A 16,206-nucleotide genomic window follows, 5' to 3' on the forward strand; every position below is an offset into this window, starting at 1 on the left:
TTAACTCCGCTCGGGAAAAAGCGCCTTCAGCCCTGATGGCGAGGCTTCGGCGATGCCGCGTTCCGTGATGAGGCCGGTAATCAGGCGGGCCGGCGTCACATCGAAGGCGGGGTTGGCCGCGGGACTTCCATCCGGTGAAACACGAACGGTGGCGATCGAACCGTCAGGGCCGCGACCCTGCACGAAGGTCACCTCGTCGGCACTGCGCTCCTCGATCGGGATTTCGCGCACACCGTCGTGCACCGTCCAGTCGATGGTGGGCGAGGGAAGCGCCACATAGAAGGGAACGTTGTTGTCCTTGGCGGCAAGAGCCTTCAAGTAGGTCCCGATCTTGTTGCAGACGTCTCCGTTTGCCGTGGTCCTGTCGGTGCCGACAATCACCATGTCGATGTCACCATGCTGCATCAAATGGCCGCCGGCATTGTCGACGATCAGCGTATGCGGCACGCCATGGCCGTTCAGTTCCCATGCCGTCAGCTGGGCGCCTTGGTTGCGTGGCCGCGTTTCGTCGACATAGACATGCACCGGAATGCCTTCTTCGGCGGCCAGATAGATCGGGGCCGTGGCGGTGCCGTAATCGACGGTGGCAAGCCAGCCGGCGTTGCAGTGCGTGAGAATATTGACGGGCTCGCCGGGCTTCTTGCGCGCAGCGATCTCACGGATGACGGCAAGGCCGTTCATGCCGATGCTGCGGTTCAGGTCGACATCTTCCTCCGCGATTTCAGCGGCACGCCGATAGGCGGCATCAGCTCTCTCGCCTTCCGGCAGCTTGCGTAGAAACTCACGCATGGCATCGAGCGCCCAGCGCAGGTTGATGGCCGTCGGACGCGTCTCGTGAAGGGTTTCCCAGACTGTGTCGAGCGATGCGTCGCTACTGTCGGAGGCTATGGCAAGGGCAACACCATAAGCTGCGGTTACGCCGATCAGTGGCGCGCCTCGCACCCACATGTCGCGAATGGCAACGGCAACGTCCTCCACATTCTTCAGCGTGACCACCCGGAACTCATGCGGCAGCCACCGTTGATCGATGATATCAACGGATCTGCCGTCCTCGTTCAGCCAGATGGTGTGGTAGTGGCGTTCTCCGACTTTCAACTGACTGTCTCCTTCTCGAGCCTGCTGGCCAAAGAGCTGATCTCTGCAAGGCTATGAATTTGCCGGCGGTTGACGACGAGATGACGGCCCAACTTCAGGGCTTTCGTTTCGCAGCGGGCGCGCAGGTCGAGCTCCGAAATGGTTTCGAAATCGGCATTGTGCGCGAGGCCGAGGATACGCCGATGGATCTCCACACCGGCAAAGCCGAGCATGTCGGTCCAGATCTCGTGCAGCATGTGGTCGAGCGCCTGTTCGGAGCCCAGCCGGTCGCCGCGATCTTCGAAGAGTGATCGCTGGTAGAGGATGCCGTTGCGCTCCTCGTGCCAGAGGCGGGCGAATTCGGAACGGAAGGTCGTCCAGATCTCATCGACGACCCCCAATAGGTAGCGTCGCATTTCTTCGCGATCACCGTCTTCCTCGTGCCCTGCCTGCGAGAAATAGCTCATCCAGAAATTGGCGATCATCATGCCCACGTCGAATGCAATGGGGCCGTAGAAGGCAAATTCCGGGTCGATGACGCGCGTCTCTTCGCCCGTCACCATTACAGATCCGGTGTGGAGGTCGCCATGGAGCAGCGTCTCGGCCTTTGCGGTAAAGAGATGCTTGAGCTTCTGCGCCTCGACTTTCAGGTCGCGGTCGGCCCGTAATTCGGCCACCAGGCCGTCAAGCTGCGGCGACGTGTGCCGGTTGAGGGAGGCTTCGAAGTAGGGATCGGAGAAGACGAGGTTTTCCGTAATGTCGCAAAGCTCGACATTGTCGGAAAATAGCGCCAGATCCTCCTTGCGCTTGCGCGCGGACATCGCGAGGTCCGAGCCACGAAACAGCGTCCGCGCAGCGAAGAGGCCGAGATCGCGACCGATCCTCGGCAGTTGCTGGCCCTCGATGAGCGCGCGCCGTAGGATAATGTGCGGCGACAGGAATTCCATGACAATGATCGCCTGCTCGGCGTCGAAATAGAAAATCTCCGGCACCATGCCGGGGTCGCGCTCCGATTGGCGGACCAGCGCGTGATATTCGAAGAAGGACCGCTTCAGCGGCAGTGGCCAGCTCTCGCCGACAAGGCGCACGTAAGGCAGCGCCTGCTTCACGATCGCTTTTCCCTGTTCGCCCTCGACGATGAAGACCAGGTTGAGGTTGCCGTCGCCGACCTCCCTGACACGCCAGCTGCTGTTGTTGGCGCCAAGTCTCGCCCTGAGTTCGGGCAGGGCGCCCAGCCTTTGCGGCAACGTTTCGGGGCACAACGCCACGAACGGTTTCGTATCCGTCATTGTCTTCCTCCCGGATCGTTTTCGCGCGGGCTCGTTTCCACCCCGCACAGCTGGCTTTCCTCCTCTTGGTCGGCCAGCGATCTCCCAATCAACGATCTTGATGGCATTTGATATGGGCTGCTTTGTCAAATGTCAACGAGCTTGACATTTGATGACTTCCCGTCCTAGCATCGCGTCGGGAGGATGGAGATGAACGAAGAACCTGTGTTCCGCGTCGAAGGACTGCGGAAGTCGTTTGGTCGTATTCAGGTGCTCCGCGGGGTCGATCTTTCACTGCGCGCTGGCTCTGTGACCGCGCTCATGGGCGCAAACGGCGCTGGCAAGTCGACACTCGTTCGTATCGTCAGCGGCGTCTATACGCGCGACGCTGGCCATATCTCGCTCGCGGGACGGAACTTCTTTCCGACCTCGCCAGCGGAGGCCATCCGCGCTGGTGTCGTGACTGTCCATCAGAACATCAACGATGGTGTCGTCGCGGACCTCGATGTCGCGACCAATCTTACCCTCGACCGGTTGAACGGTCGCTCGGCCCGCTGGTTCTTCAATCCAAGGCGGGTGCGGCGTGAAGCAAAAGCTGTTGCCGACCGCATGGGCCTGTCGATCAATCTCGACGCCAGCATTGCCGACCTATCCCTTGCCGACAGGCAGATGGTCGCGATCGCCCGCGCCATGGCGCACGAGCCGAAAGTCCTGATTCTGGACGAACCGACATCGTCGTTGTCGAGCGCCGAGGCTGAACGGCTTTTCCAGCTTGTCGACCGCCTGCGCGCCCATGGGGTGGCCATTCTTTATATTTCGCACCGGATGTCCGATATCCGGCGCCTTGCCGACAGTATCGTCAGCCTCCGCGACGGACGGATCACCGGTACCTTTGCCGGCCCCGTGCTCGACTATGAGGGCGCTGTCAACGCCATGCTCGGCAAGACGATCAGCCATGGCGGCATCACCGTACAAACCGGAGAGGCGCCGGTTCTCTCCGCCGCGAGCCTGCAATTGGCAAGCGGTGCTCGGCCCTTCTCCTTTGCCCTTCGCGAGGGGGAAGTCGTTGCTGTCACCGGCCTCGTCGGCGTCGGCAAGACTGCGCTTGCCGAAACGATTTTCGGCGCAAGGCAGCCCGCCGCCGGCCAGATGTTGCTCGATGGCAAGCCTTACAAGCCCCGCACACCGCAACAGGCAATCAACGAGGGTGTCTTCCTCGTTGCCAAGGACCGTACGGACAATGGCATCGTCCCCGATTTCAATATCTACGAGAACATGAGCCTGCCATTCCTGAGGCGGCTCGCGCATCTCGGGGGGGTCGCGAGCCGTGGTTCGGAACGGGGAGAGGCGAAGCGGCAGATTGCGGCGCTCGGCATTGTCTGCCGGTCGGAGCGCGACGAAATGCACACGCTGTCCGGCGGCAATCAGCAAAAGGTCATGGTCGCCCGCTGGCTGAGCCAGCCTTGCCGGCTGCTGGTGCTCGATGAGCCATTTCAGGGCGTCGACATCGCCGCCCGGCGCGACATTGCGGGCAAGCTGCGGACCTCGGCCAAGGGGAGGGCGACGGTCGTCTTTCTCACCGAGCTCGATGAGGCCTTCGAAATTGCCGACCGCATTCTCGTGATGTCCGAGCAGACCCTGGTCGGCGAACACCGCAACGCGAATATCGACGTCAACAAGCTGCTGGCGGAAATCGCCGGGCAGCATGAAATGGTGAATTGAATGACCGATCACGACACGCCGATCGCTGCCGCGCCGACGAAACGAAGCGTTCCGCCGCAGGCAGGTAGCGCGACCGTTCGCGAGCTTGCGATCCGCTACGGGTTCCTGGTGCTGCTCGCGGGCATGCTCGTTTACTTTTCGATCGTCACCAGCGGCTTTGCCTCGCCGCAGAGCGCCGTCTTCATCCTGCAATCCGTGTCGATCACCGGGATTCTGGCACTCGGCGTCACGGCAACCATGGTGGTCGGCGGCTTCGACCTGTCGATCGGCTCGGTGGCGACAACCGCGATGATGGCGTCGTCCTATATCATGGTCATCATGGGTGGCGACGCGCTGACCGCGATCGCTGCGTGCTTGCTGATCGGTATCGTCATCGGTCTGATCAATGGCTTTCTGGTCGTCTACATGCGTGTTCCCGACCTGCTGGCCACGCTCGGCATGATGTTCCTGCTCGTCGGACTACAGCGCATCCCGACCGAAGGCCGATCGATTGCGACCGGCATGAGCCTGCCGGACGGCAGTACCGCCAGCGGCACGTTCAGTCCTGCCTTCCTGGCACTCGGCCGCCATCGCTTCGATCTCATCCTGCCCAATCTGGTGCCGGTCTCCGTCGTCGTGCTGATCGTCCTGGCAGTGCTCATCTGGTTCTTCCTGGAATACACCCGCTACGGCCGGATGATGTATGCGGTCGGGTCAAACGAGCGCGCGGCCCAGCTCGCCGGCGCTCCTGTTAACGCCTACAAGATGTTCGCCTATGTCATCTCCGGCGTCTTTGCCTCGATCGGCGGCATTCTGCTCGCCGCGCGTCTGGGCCGCGGCGACATAGCTTCGGGCAACAATCTTCTGCTGGATGCGGTCGCGGCTGCGCTCATCGGCTTCGCGGTGCTCGGTGTGGCGAAGCCGAATGCATTCGGCACCGCGATCGGCGCACTTTTCGTCGGTGTTCTCCTGCAGGGGCTGACGATGATGAACGCACCCTATTACACGCAGGATTTCGTCAAGGGTGCGGTGCTGGTCATCGCGCTGGTCTTTACCTTTGCTCTATCGGGGAGAGGCAAACGATAGGGCTGGGAGGCCCGTCGCGCATGCGCATCAACAACAAAGCGTCTACTGTGGAGGAGACAGGAATGAATATTACGCGCAGAACACTCGCCAACCTGACCATCGGTCTCATGGGAGCGACAGTCTTTTCGGGCATGGCCGTTTCGGCTGACATGCCCAAGCCCTTCGACAATCCCGGCCAGGTCAAGATCGCCTTGGTGCGCTACCTGTCGACCGGCGACTTCTTCCAATCCTATCTTTCGGGCGTCGAAGCACAGGCCAAGGCGCTTGGTGTCGATCTTCGCGTGCTGGACAGTCGTCAGGACGCTGCCTTGCAGGCCGACATGGTCGATCAGGCAATTGCGCTCAAGGTCGATGGCATCATCATCCAGCACGGGCTGACGGAATCGATGAAGGAAGCGGCCAAGCGCGCCGTCGATGCCGGTATCAAGGTCGTCGCCTTCGACGTCAACGTTGAGAACCCGAAGATCCCGCAGGTCGAGCAGTCCGACCGCGATCTGGCGCGTCTGGCGCTGGAGCAGGCGATCAAGGACAACGGCGAAAGCTGGAAGGCCGGCTATGTCTATGTCGCCGGCATTGCGCCGCTCGATCGCCGTGACGAGACCTGGAAGGAATTCAAGTCGAAATATCCAGGCATCAAGGAAGCCGCGATGTTCGGCACGATGGATAATCCGATCGCAAACTCGGTCGCCAATCAGGCCCGCTCCGTTCTTTCGGCCAACCCGGATATCCAGGTAATGTTTGCGCCCTACGACGAGTTCGCCAAGGGCGTGAAGATCGCCGTCGACGAAGCTGGGCTTTCGACCAGCGTGAAGATCTATTCGGCTGATATTTCCACCTCCGACATCGCGGCGATGCGCGAGCCGGACAGCGCCTGGGCTGCAACGGCCGCAACCAATCCTGCCGTGGTCGGTCAGGTGTCCGTTCGCGCTCTCGCCATGCTGCTCGCCGGCGAAGATCCAGGCCACAACGTCATCGTTCCGCCGACGCTGATCACGCAGCAGCAGCTAAAGGATGCGGATATCAAGAACATGGAAGAGCTCGGCGCCAAGTTGCCGCAGTTTGCCCATGCGGATGTTGCCGTGCCGGCATGGATGCCGACGCCGAGCAAGAAGTAGCTTCTGGCTTTGTCTGACGAATGGGAGGCGGCCTTCGGGCCGCCTCTTTTATTCGTGGCTTTGTCTGGCCGCAGTTTGGCCCCTCCGGTCAATGCTGGAGAAGCGGATTTAGGCCCTGGTTCTAGCGCAGGGCGGCCGCGATGTTGCCGCCGTCAACCGTCGTCACGTCGGCGGTCGTTCGCTCGGCCAGCGCGTGGTTGAGGAAGGCCTGCGCCACATCTTCGGCGGTGACTTCCTGCCCGAGCAAGTTGCCGCCCATGTAGTCCTTGACCGAGAGGCCACGGGCGGCAGCCCTTTTGGCGATCATCTCGTTGTCCAGCAACCCTGAGCGAATGCGATCGGCGTTGACGGCATTCGAACGGATGCCATCCGCGCCATGCTCCAGGGCGTATTGTCGCGACAGGAACAGTGTTGCCGCCTTTGGCAGACCGTAGGCGCCGAATTTCGCGCCGGGGTTGATCGCCTGCTTGCTAGCGTTGAAGAGCAGAGCGCCGCCGGTGCCCTGCTGTTTCATGATCCTCACGGCATTCTGGGCGACCAGTTGGTGTGAGAAGAAGTTCAGTTCGAAACTCCGGCGTAGCAGGCTGTCGTCAAGAGTTGCGATCGCGCCTTCCCACGCAGCGCCGGCATTGGAGACAAGAATGTCGACGCCACCGAAAGCTGCCACAGCACGGTCAAAAGCCGCCCGGACCGAGGCTGCATCGGTCACGTCGCAAGCCACGCCGATCGACTGGTTACCGATCGCCTTGGCGATGTCGCTTGCTCGGTCGCCATCAAGATCCGCAACCACGATATGAGCGCCTTCACGTGCAAAAAGCTTGGAGGTGGCCGCGCCGATGGCGCCGGCACCACCTGTCACGAACGCCACCTGTCCCGTCAACGGCTTCGGCTTGGCGCCGGCGAGCTTTGCCTGTTCCAAGGACCAGTATTCGAGATCGAACAGATCCGGCCGGCTTACCGGCTCAAAACGCCCGACCGATTCCGCGTCCCGTGCCGCCTCGATCCACATCTCGCCGACATCGGCCGCGATCTTCGCGTCCTTCAGCGTGCGGCCATGGCCGAACATGCCGAGGCCCGGAACGAGCGTCAGACGAGGCATCGGGTCCAGCATCGTACGCTTCACGTCGTCGCGCGCGTCGTTTGCGCGGAAATATTGCGTATAGTCCGCGATGAAGTCGGCGACACGGGCGTCGATGACGCTGCGGTAGTCCCCGATCTGATCGGCGTCCGGTGTTGGCAAGACCATCGGCCCGGTCTTGATGCGGATGGAGAGGTCGGGCGTCGAGACACCCCGCGAGGCCATGTCTTCAACCTCGCTGGCATTGACGAATTCGAGGATGGCGTCAGATGTGCGGAACTCGCTCACCATACGATCGTATCGGCCGTCACCGCGCGCGACGGCAACGGCTCCGCGCAGCATCGATGCGATCTCGCCGGCGGAAGCAATTTTCCGTGGCAGCGCCGCTGGGGTGAATGGATGCTTGCCGTTGTCACGCACATGGTCTTCGGCCAAGGTGACGTAGTAGATCATCCGGTCATAGGCTTCCTTGGCGGTCTCGCCGAAAGTGAAGATGCCGTGCTTATCGAGGATCAGGCCCTCGACGCTGGGATCGCGATCGAACACCTCGGCAGCGGCCTTGGCGAGTGCGAACCCCGGCATGATGTAAGGCACGAGGCCCATTTTCGCGCCGAAGATCGCCTTGCTCATCTCTCTGCTGGCTGCCTGATCGGCAATCGCCAGGATCGCGGTCGAATGGGTATGGTCGACAAACTTGTGCGGAAGAAAGGCATGCAAGAGCGCCTCGACGGAAGGGTTGGGCGATGCCGGATCGACGAGATTGGCGCGCTGCAGCGTCACCATGTCCTCGTCCGACAATATGTCAAGCTTGCGAGCCTTGAGCAGTGACGCCATCTTGACCGCAGGCAGCCCTTCGGGCTCGATCGTGCCCATGTCCCATCCGCTGCCCTTGACGCAGAGAACCTCCCATTCGTCGCCGACGATATCCTTCACCACAGTCTTGACGGACGTGTTACCGCCGCCATGCAGCACCAGCCGTGGTTCTCCGCCGAGCAGCCTTGTTGTATAGGTCCTCAGGGCAAGGTCGCGATTGATGCCTTTCTCGCCATAAGCCGCGATCATTGCCTCCGCATCGCTGTCGCGCCAAAGATTCTTCATGATATCCTCCTCCGTTCACGGCAAAGCCAGCGCCTCCGCACCCGCCATGCCCGACTTTTACTGAATTCAGGTACCGCTGCCTGGCGCCATGGTGCCGCTCAAGCGATCGAGCAGGCGCCGTGCCATCGAAGCGGTGATGATCAGATGCGAAGCAAAGCCGCCCTTGATGGCAGCGACCAAAGGTTCCAGCTTCTCGTCCTCCTGCACGACCATCATCCGCTTCGGGATCGACCGGATGGAGTCGAGATCGGCAGAAATACACCGACGGTTGTGGGTGCAATCCATCAGTTGTCCCTCGCGGTCGATCACTTGGCCGGCGATGACACCCGCAGCGCCAGCTTCGCCCAGTGCCTTCATTTCCTCCGCCGTAAGCGCCCCGCACTTGACGAGATGGCTGTCGGCTTCGATGCCGCCAACGGAATAAAGCGCGAGCGTACAGTCCGGTATCGTGGCCAGTTGCTCCTGGATAACCGGCTCCTGCCGAAGCTCGTGCGCCAGCCGCTCGGAGCTCAGGACCAAGGGTGCATAGAAGTTGATACCTTCTGCGTTCAAGCGCCGTGCAATTTCCGTCGTGCATTGGTCGGGCCGATAGGAATAGGGCGCGCCGAGGTTTCCGCAAAGCTGGACCACCGTTACCCCTTGCAGGTCGGCGAAGGGCATGACGTCGGCAATGTGATAGACGGTTCGCCCCCAGGCAACGCCGACCCTACCACCCTTGCCGATCAGTTCCAGAAATACAGCCGCCGCCACGACCGGCATTTCTGCTGTTGGGTCCAGCGCATGCCGATCCTCCGGAACAATCCAGACGGACTTGAGGCCTATGGCATCTTCCAACTGACGCGCCAGTACGTCGTCTGCGAAAAGCTGCGTCGATGTCGCGATATTGACGATGCCTGTTTCCCTTGCCCGACGCAGGTACATGGCAACGGAAGCACGGGAAATATTGAGATGCTTGGCCACCTCATCCTGTCGCATGCCATGTGTGTAGTAGAGCCAGGCGGCTTTGTGCAGAACCTGGTCGGTGGGGCGTATAGGCATACGGCATATTCCAGAAATGAACAGTTTCGACATTATTCACGGGCTCTGACAAAAGTCAAATAGTCTTCGGAGGGCCGGAGTGCAGCCGGGATGTCTAGCGCGGTCTGATTTTTAAAGTTCGGCCCGGATCTGCATATCGATAAGCCTTTGGTGAACGCAGGGAATTTGCGATGACTGGCGATGGTTGAATAGCGGGTCCCCAGTTCGTATTGGTTCACGGCGAAGTAGCTGGCTTCACTGATGGTAACCTGCACCCGTAGTCCGCTTTCGGCCCAAAGCGGTCACTGACATCGAGCCGAGGAAGCAAAGCCGAAGCCCTCAACTCATGACTTCGCAGGAGCCTCGACATCAGAGAATGCCTGCACGGCATCGGGTAGCCTGGCGCCGTTGATATCGATCGCAGCAAGCGAGGCGTTCAGGTCGGCCAGTTCCGCCGCAGCAAACGATACACCGGGAGCTCTGATGTTTTCGATCATGTGCGCCATCTGTGTCGTGCCGGGGATAGGCACGATCCAAGGCTTCTGAGCAAGGAGCCATGCCAAGGCGATCTGCCCAAGTCGTGCCTGCTTTCGTTCTGTCCATTTCTTGAGAAGTTCGACGAGCGCCAGGTTGTGCGGCAAGTTTTCCGGCGCGAAGCGTCCCTCGATGCCGCGGATGTCACCCTTCGCGAAGGTCGTCTTGGCGTCAATCGCGCCGTTAAGGAAGCCGACGCCAAGGGGGCTCCACGGTACGAAGCCGATGCCCAACTCTTCACAGACCGGAATCGCGGTCTTTTCCGGTCCGCGCCAAAGCATCGAGTATTCGCTCTGGACGGCCGTGACAGGCACCTCCGCATGCGCGCGCCGCAGTGTTTTCAGTCCCATTTCGCAAAGGCCCCAGTGCAGCACCTTTCCCTGATCCATCAAGTCCTTGATCGCTCCAGCGACGTCTTCGATCGGGACCTGCGGATCGACGCGGTGCTGGTACAGGAGGTCGATCCGGTCGGTGCGAAGTCGCGTCAGCATCGCATCGACGGCCACTTTGATGTGCTCCGGCCGACTGTTCAGTCCGGGTTTGCGCTCGCCTGTTTCGGGGTCGATGTTCCATCCGAACTTGGTCGCGATCACGATCTGGTCACGGAACGGTTCGACGCCCTCTCCAAGGATTCGCTCGACCTCCAGCGCACCATAGGCTTCAGCCGCGTCGTAGAATGTCAGGCCGTGATCGAACGCCGAACGGATGATGTTGTGCATCTCTGCCCGCGTCGGAATGGTCTGCTGGTAGGTGCGGCTCATGTTCTGGACACCCAGCCCGACACTCGAAACCTCCAGCGATCCAAGCTTGCGCCGCCCTATCGTTGACGAGATCATTCCGGAGGAGGCCGACGGTGCCGATGTTTGAGCCAGAGCGGCGCCTGACTGGACCGTTGCAGCGACGCCACCAGCGGCGAGCAGAAGATTGCGGCGATTGATCTGCATTCCCGTTTTATCTCTCATCTCATACCCTCTTGTTGATTGTCAGGCGCCGTCTGCCGGCGCGATGTGCGGCTAGCCCCCGAGCCACGGCCAGTGTTGCGTCGTCTCAGCATCGACATCACGTAATAAGTCACCGCAGCGTACAGACAGATGATCGAGCCGTAGTTGAGGAGAAACCCGATGGCAGACTCGTTGAAGTCCCACATGTCGAGCGTGTAGGTCAGCATCAGCTTGGACCCGAAGCCCATCTCAATGGTGCTGTGGACACCCCACGCGCCAGCGGCGAAAGTCAGCAGGCGAAGCGCAACCGACCGAGCGCCGCTTGGCCTTTCGATGCCGAAGACCCCGCGAAACACGTTCATCACAACCGCCCATCGGGTGCCGAGGTGAAGGGCCAGGATCATCAGCAGCCAATAGGCCGCGAACATATGGATCTCGCGAACGGCAAACGCTCCATCCAAGGACAAAAATGGAAAGAGATCGCGCGAGACCAATGCGCTTGTAACGAGCATGACCGCCATCGCCACAGCGAGACATGCGATGGTGACCGCATTCACCAGCCTGGAACCGTCGCCTAGATTCCGCGGGGCGTTCGCATACCATCGCCTGTTGAAGACGTTATGGACGATCACAAGCGCGAAGAGCGCAGTGCCGAACAGTTCGTGCGGCAGGTTGCCGAGCCACCAGTAGGCAAGGCACAGGACGACAAGAGCAAGGCCCCCAAAGTCGAGGATGAGGCGGATCGGCAGCGTCATCAGTCGAACTCGAAACGCCGGATGTCGTTGAAGGTATAGAGGAACTCGCGGTCGGCGCGGGAGCTGTGGCAGCTCTGGCAACGGGCCGTGTTTTCGGCCGTGTTGATTGTTCCGTCCGGCTTGAACCACTGGAACTGCCAGTCCCCAGTTCGACGGGTCTCGTCATAGTCGGCACCCCATCCGGCGCCTTTCTCCATGATGAAGTAGCGAAAGACTTTCCCGTCGCGGTAGTCGACGAGCGCGAAGTGCGTGCCGTTCGGGACCGGCTTCCCCGCTTTCACGGCCTCGATCGCTTCGCGCGTCGTCATGATGTGTTCAGTGACCTCGCCGCGCGTCACCGTGGTGTAGTGAACGAGCTTGCTGATATCGGGCATCGTCGCCTTGGTCGGTTCGGCATCCACCTGCCAGCCGACCATGACGATGCCACATGCCATGGCGGCGAGTACGGAAAGTCGGGAACGAGCACGCGTCATTGCTGACCCTCCGATGGTTGCTAGGAGTATTGGGCGTCAGTAACCAGCTCAAGCCAGTCGACTGACTTGCCGTCCATGGATTCCGAGAAGGCGATGTGCGTCATTTCATTCCCCGGAGATGCGCCGTGCCAGTGCTCCACGCCGGGCGGGATCCAAACGGTGTCACCGGATCGGATCTCCTGCTGCCGCCCTTCCCACATTTGGACGACGCCCACTCCTGTTGTCACAATGAGCGTCTGACCGAGAGGATGGCTGTGCCACGCGGTGCGCGCGCCAGGTTCGAAATTGACGGTCGCACCGCCCACAGTCGCGGGCGCCGTTGCCTTGAAGTTGTCCATGACCCTGACGGATCCGGTGAACTTATCTGGGGCTCCGACGATCGCTGGTTGCGATCCGGCGTGAGTAATCGTGATCGCTTCGCCTGCCAACGCGGACGACGCAGACACGAACGCCGCGGCCGCTATTGCAGAAGCCACTGTTGGTTTCTTCTCGATCATTCGGCGAAGACCTCCTTGGCGATCGCCACCGACGAAACGGCGCTCGGCCATCCGGAGTAGAAAGCCATGTGCGTGATCGTCTCGACGATCTCATCCTTGGTGAGGCCATTCTGCAGACCTAGGCGAACGTGCGACTTGAGCTGATCGGGACGGTTGAGCGCGATCAGGGCCGATATCGTCACCAGGCTCCGGTCCCGCTTGGACAGGCCGGGTCGCTCCCAGATGTCCTTGTAGAGTACGTCATCGGTCAGTTCGGCCAGTTTCGGGGCCGTGTCGCCCATAAGCTGCTGGGCACGAGAGGTCATCGGCTTGTCCTTCTGTGCATTGGCCGTCTGTGCGCATGCGATCCCCGGAAGGGCCGCCAAGACGATGCCGATTGAAAAAAAACGCGTTCAGGAACAAGTGGCGCGTCATCGCTTCCTCCTCAGACCAGCGTCCGGTCGAAGAACGGTGCGAGCTTCCCCAGCGCCGCATCAACGTACTCGGGAACCCAGTAGGTCTCGATGTGCTTGGCACCCTCGATCTTGAAAAGTTCCTTGTCCTTCGTACCCGTGGCTTTGGGGAAGGCGTCCTCGGTCATGTAGAGGGTGTCGGCGGCGGTTCCCGCAATCATCAGGAGGGGCACATCGATGAGACCAATCTCATCTGTGGCATCCCAGCGCATCAGGTCCATCAGGCTGCTCATCGTGTACTTGAAGGTCGAGCCGGGGTGCGCGTTGGTCCGCCAGTAGTAGTGATAGCCCTGACGATAGAGGTCGAACGGGAGCGCATCGATCTGCGCGTCCGTCAGATTAGCGTCGCCTGCGTATAGGACTTCGCCGCCTGAGGCTTCCTGCGCACGGGCCGCCGAAGCCTGCTGCAGCCGCTTCTGGATCGTGTCCATCTGCGAGTCCTGGAAGCCGTTGCGCCGGACGCGCCCGGAGTTGAACATGCTTAATGTCGCGACCGCCTTGAAACGCTTGTCAGTCTTCGCCGCGGCCAGCGAATAGCCACCGCCGCCGCAGATGCCGAAAAGGCCGAGGCGAGCGGTATCGACACCAGGGAAACTGCTGATGAAATCCGCCATCCCATGGATGTCCTCGATGCGAAACTGAGGCTTGTCTATGCTGCGCGGCGCTCCGCCGCTTCCGCCTTGATAGGCTGCGTCGGCGGTGATCGTGATGAAACCGCGCTCCGCAAGTCGCTGCGCATAGAGACCAGTCGTCTGCTCCTTCACGCCACCGTTGGGATGAGCGAGTACGATCGTCGGATATTTCTTGCCAGGATCGTAGCCAGCGGGCGTATAGACGTTCGCCACGATATCGAGATTGTTGAGCTTGTAGGTCACGGGGTGGATGTTCACCTTGCCCGGCTCGTTCTTCGTGATCGCCCCGTCGTAGACCAGCGTGAATGGATTCTGTTTGTAGTCGGCTGCCACAGCTTCGATGGTGGTCATTGCTGGAATTCCTATGATGGCACCTGATATGATCAACGCGGTCGCGCCGAGAAACTCGCGTCGTCTGCTGTCGATGACATCAGTCATGTTCGGCTCCTAACGTTCGGTGTTCGATGATGTCGAAGAGAAGATAGCTGTTCGCGGCACGGGCGATTAGACGGCTAGTGCCGCTAGAGCCTATTAGGGCTCCTTATTAATCACGTCGACTTGATAAGCTGTGATGGAATAAAATCCCGCGACCTTCCGCCGGACGACAGACGCGGCCGGGCTGCGCGTAGCCGTATGAAAGGCTTCGAATGGTTGGGCTAGGCAGAGGCCATGCTTGATCGGACGCCGATGGCGGAATATCCGTTCACTCGAAGTCCCTCGTCATTTCGACCATTGTCGCTCGGAAACCCATCCGGTCGAACAAAGCTTGAGCGGCCTTGTTCTTGTAGGCGGTTGAAAGGACGATCCGCGGAGCGCCTTTTCCTGCAAGCATCGTGATGGCCTGTTCGAGCAAGCGTCTGCCGACACCTTCCCTGCGTCTCTGCGGATCAACGAAAATGTCGTGAAGAACTCCCGCAGGACCTCGGAGAGCCATATAGTCGGCGCCCTCCAGCGCACCGTAGACATAACCGATGATAGAATTCCGATCCTCCGCTACGAGGACGACGACATCCTCGCGGACAATCTGGCTCGCGAGCCACGAAGCGTATTTGTCTGGGGTGGTTGGCCCGGCGGGAATGAACCGGGCTGGATCCCACTTGTTGTGAAGCGACATCAGCGCGGCACCGTATGATCCGAGGACTGTGGCATCGGCTCGCACTGCGGGTCTTATAATGATCGATTCAAGGTGCTGGTCGGACATGGTGATACCGAGATAGGTCCTGGAGGCACGTTCATGGTCTTCGAGCCTTCATAACGTATTCGCCGGGGGATCGTTCGAAATCTTGTGCGCATGCTGACGTGACGCTGGAAGGCGCGACGAGCGTCTTTCGTCGCGCCAACCTCGAGCGTCGCAAGCGATCAGTCCAGCTTCTTTTCCGCCAAGAACTTGGAGATCTGGTCGGCGATCTCGACGTTGTTGAGGTCCGACATCAGGAAATGCGTGCCGCCCTTGATGCCTATGTCAGGCAAGTGAACGAGCGTGGCGTCGCCGCCGTGCTTGTTGACAGCATCGACCCAGAGCTTCGCCATCGCGAGGCGCACACGCCAGTTGTCCTGGCCGCGTTCTGCCGTCGGCTTGGTCGGGAAATTGTCACCGTAGTAGATGACGATCGGCAGCTTGGTCAGCTTCTCGAAATCGGCGACGGGCACCGCTTCGCCCTTCAGCGTTCCGGCGGCACTCGGCATGTCGGCTGGAACCTCGCCTTCCGGGAAGATGAAGCCGCTTCCCGGCTCAAGTGCGACGATGGCTTTCACATTCGGATTCTTGATAGCCGTCAACCAGCCGGGGCCGCCAGCCTGCGAATGGGTGAACAGGATCCCCGGACCGGTCTTGTCGAACAACGCGGACATGGCGTCCGAGATCACGTTGGCGTCGAAAGGCCCGGTGTTGGGCGTCACCGAGCGGAAGAACTGATCAAGTGCCGCAGGGTCGCGGGAGAACTGGACGTTTCCGAAGTAGTTCGGCCACTTGCCGATACGAAACTGATCGAAGAAAAGCTGGTCGTATGGCGTCGGGTCGATCGTCGTCGCGACGGTGCTGTTGCCTGCGCGCCCGCGGCGCGGCTGGTCGACGAGGTAGACCGGGTAACCGCGGCGAAGGAAGATGTTCTGGAAGCCTTCGCGCCCATCGGGCGTCGTCTCCCAGCTTCGGGCCGACTGGAAGGCGCCGTGGAGCATCACGATCGGCAGGGGCTTGGGGTTTGGCGGGATCTGATAGGACACATGGGCGTGATCGCCATGCAGGGTTTGCCCTGTTGCCGTGGGAGCGTTGTTGTCGAAGGTTCCAGGCGTGCTGGACACGGTGCCGCCAACGGCGAAGCTTCCTTGCTCCTGAATTGTCAGCGGCTCCTGCTTCAAAGCCTGGGCGCCGGCTGCTCCCGATGAGAGTAGCAGCACGGAAAGCGAGACGGCGGAGAGCGCTCTGGAAAACATGTTCGGTACCTGCCTTCTAGCATTGAACTGGCAAGAGATTACCGGAGCACCA

15 protein-coding genes are annotated in these 16,206 nt (G+C 60.7%); 3 read left to right on the forward strand and 12 right to left on the reverse strand.

All coding sequences use genetic code 11. The features are described 5' to 3' along the window. Positions 1–1,095: an S-methyl-5-thioribose-1-phosphate isomerase gene (mtnA, locus tag QTL95_RS04075; RefSeq protein WP_289718675.1), complete on the reverse strand. Its 1,095-nt coding sequence runs from the start codon at positions 1,093–1,095 to the stop codon at positions 1–3. After that, entirely contained in the window at positions 1,092–2,363 is a 1,272-nt protein-coding gene (mtnK, locus tag QTL95_RS04080) for an S-methyl-5-thioribose kinase (protein ID WP_289718676.1), read from the reverse strand. The genes mtnA and mtnK overlap by 4 nt, the downstream gene beginning before the upstream one ends. A 189-nt stretch (positions 2,364–2,552) precedes the next feature. On the opposite strand from mtnK, the gene QTL95_RS04085 reads away from it, so the two are divergent. From QTL95_RS04085 to QTL95_RS04095, 3 genes are all read left to right on the forward strand, one after another. Further along, positions 2,553–4,064 (forward strand): sugar ABC transporter ATP-binding protein, encoded by a 1,512-nt coding sequence (locus QTL95_RS04085; protein ID WP_289718677.1) that lies wholly within the window; start codon positions 2,553–2,555, stop codon positions 4,062–4,064. After that, positions 4,065–5,129, forward strand: coding sequence for an ABC transporter permease (locus QTL95_RS04090; protein ID WP_289718678.1), 1,065 nt, complete (start codon positions 4,065–4,067; stop codon positions 5,127–5,129). Between the two features lie 62 nt (positions 5,130–5,191). Beyond that, a complete protein-coding gene (locus QTL95_RS04095; RefSeq protein ID WP_289718679.1) occupies positions 5,192–6,244 on the forward strand; it encodes a substrate-binding domain-containing protein in 1,053 nt (350 codons plus the stop codon). A gap of 121 nt (positions 6,245–6,365) precedes the next feature. Here the strand turns inward: QTL95_RS04095 and QTL95_RS04100 are convergent, their stop codons facing one another. The 10 genes from QTL95_RS04100 to QTL95_RS04145 form a co-directional block, all read right to left on the reverse strand. Next, positions 6,366–8,420, reverse strand: coding sequence for a bifunctional aldolase/short-chain dehydrogenase (locus tag QTL95_RS04100; RefSeq protein WP_289718680.1), 2,055 nt, complete (start codon positions 8,418–8,420; stop codon positions 6,366–6,368). Positions 8,421–8,486: 66 nt separating this feature from the next. Continuing rightward, entirely contained in the window at positions 8,487–9,458 is a 972-nt protein-coding gene (locus QTL95_RS04105; RefSeq protein WP_289718681.1) for a sugar-binding transcriptional regulator, read from the reverse strand. A 323-nt stretch (positions 9,459–9,781) separates the two neighbouring features. Next, positions 9,782–10,933, reverse strand: a complete 1,152-nt coding sequence (locus tag QTL95_RS04110) for an aldo/keto reductase (RefSeq protein ID WP_289718682.1) — start codon at positions 10,931–10,933, stop codon at positions 9,782–9,784. After that, the gene (locus QTL95_RS04115) at positions 10,930–11,667 is read right to left on the reverse strand and encodes a DUF4405 domain-containing protein (RefSeq protein ID WP_289718683.1); all 738 of its coding nucleotides are present in this window, start codon (positions 11,665–11,667) and stop codon (positions 10,930–10,932) included. The genes QTL95_RS04110 and QTL95_RS04115 overlap by 4 nt, the downstream gene beginning before the upstream one ends. Continuing rightward, on the reverse strand, positions 11,667–12,140 hold the full coding sequence (locus QTL95_RS04120; RefSeq protein ID WP_289718684.1) for a cytochrome P460 family protein: 474 nt from the start codon (positions 12,138–12,140) through the stop codon (positions 11,667–11,669). The genes QTL95_RS04115 and QTL95_RS04120 overlap by 1 nt, the downstream gene beginning before the upstream one ends. 20 nt (positions 12,141–12,160) lie before the next feature. Continuing rightward, positions 12,161–12,637: a (R)-mandelonitrile lyase gene (locus tag QTL95_RS04125; RefSeq protein ID WP_289718685.1), complete on the reverse strand. Its 477-nt coding sequence runs from the start codon at positions 12,635–12,637 to the stop codon at positions 12,161–12,163. After that, on the reverse strand, positions 12,634–12,984 hold the full coding sequence (locus tag QTL95_RS04130) for a carboxymuconolactone decarboxylase family protein (protein ID WP_289718805.1): 351 nt from the start codon (positions 12,982–12,984) through the stop codon (positions 12,634–12,636). The genes QTL95_RS04125 and QTL95_RS04130 overlap by 4 nt, the downstream gene beginning before the upstream one ends. Before the next feature lie 77 nt (positions 12,985–13,061). After that, entirely contained in the window at positions 13,062–14,072 is a 1,011-nt protein-coding gene (locus tag QTL95_RS04135; protein WP_289718806.1) for an alpha/beta hydrolase, read from the reverse strand. Between the two features lie 352 nt (positions 14,073–14,424). Then, positions 14,425–14,922 carry a GNAT family N-acetyltransferase gene (locus tag QTL95_RS04140; RefSeq protein ID WP_289718686.1) on the reverse strand — a complete coding sequence of 166 codons (498 nt, stop codon included), beginning with the start codon at positions 14,920–14,922 and terminating at the stop codon, positions 14,425–14,427. 158 nt (positions 14,923–15,080) lie between these two features. Continuing rightward, a complete protein-coding gene (locus QTL95_RS04145) occupies positions 15,081–16,154 on the reverse strand; it encodes an alpha/beta hydrolase (protein WP_289718687.1) in 1,074 nt (357 codons plus the stop codon). Between the last annotated feature and the right edge of the window lie 52 nt (positions 16,155–16,206).

It is taken from the genome of Rhizobium sp. S152, from assembly GCF_030380735.1.
Taxonomy (GTDB): domain Bacteria; phylum Pseudomonadota; class Alphaproteobacteria; order Rhizobiales; family Rhizobiaceae; genus Rhizobium.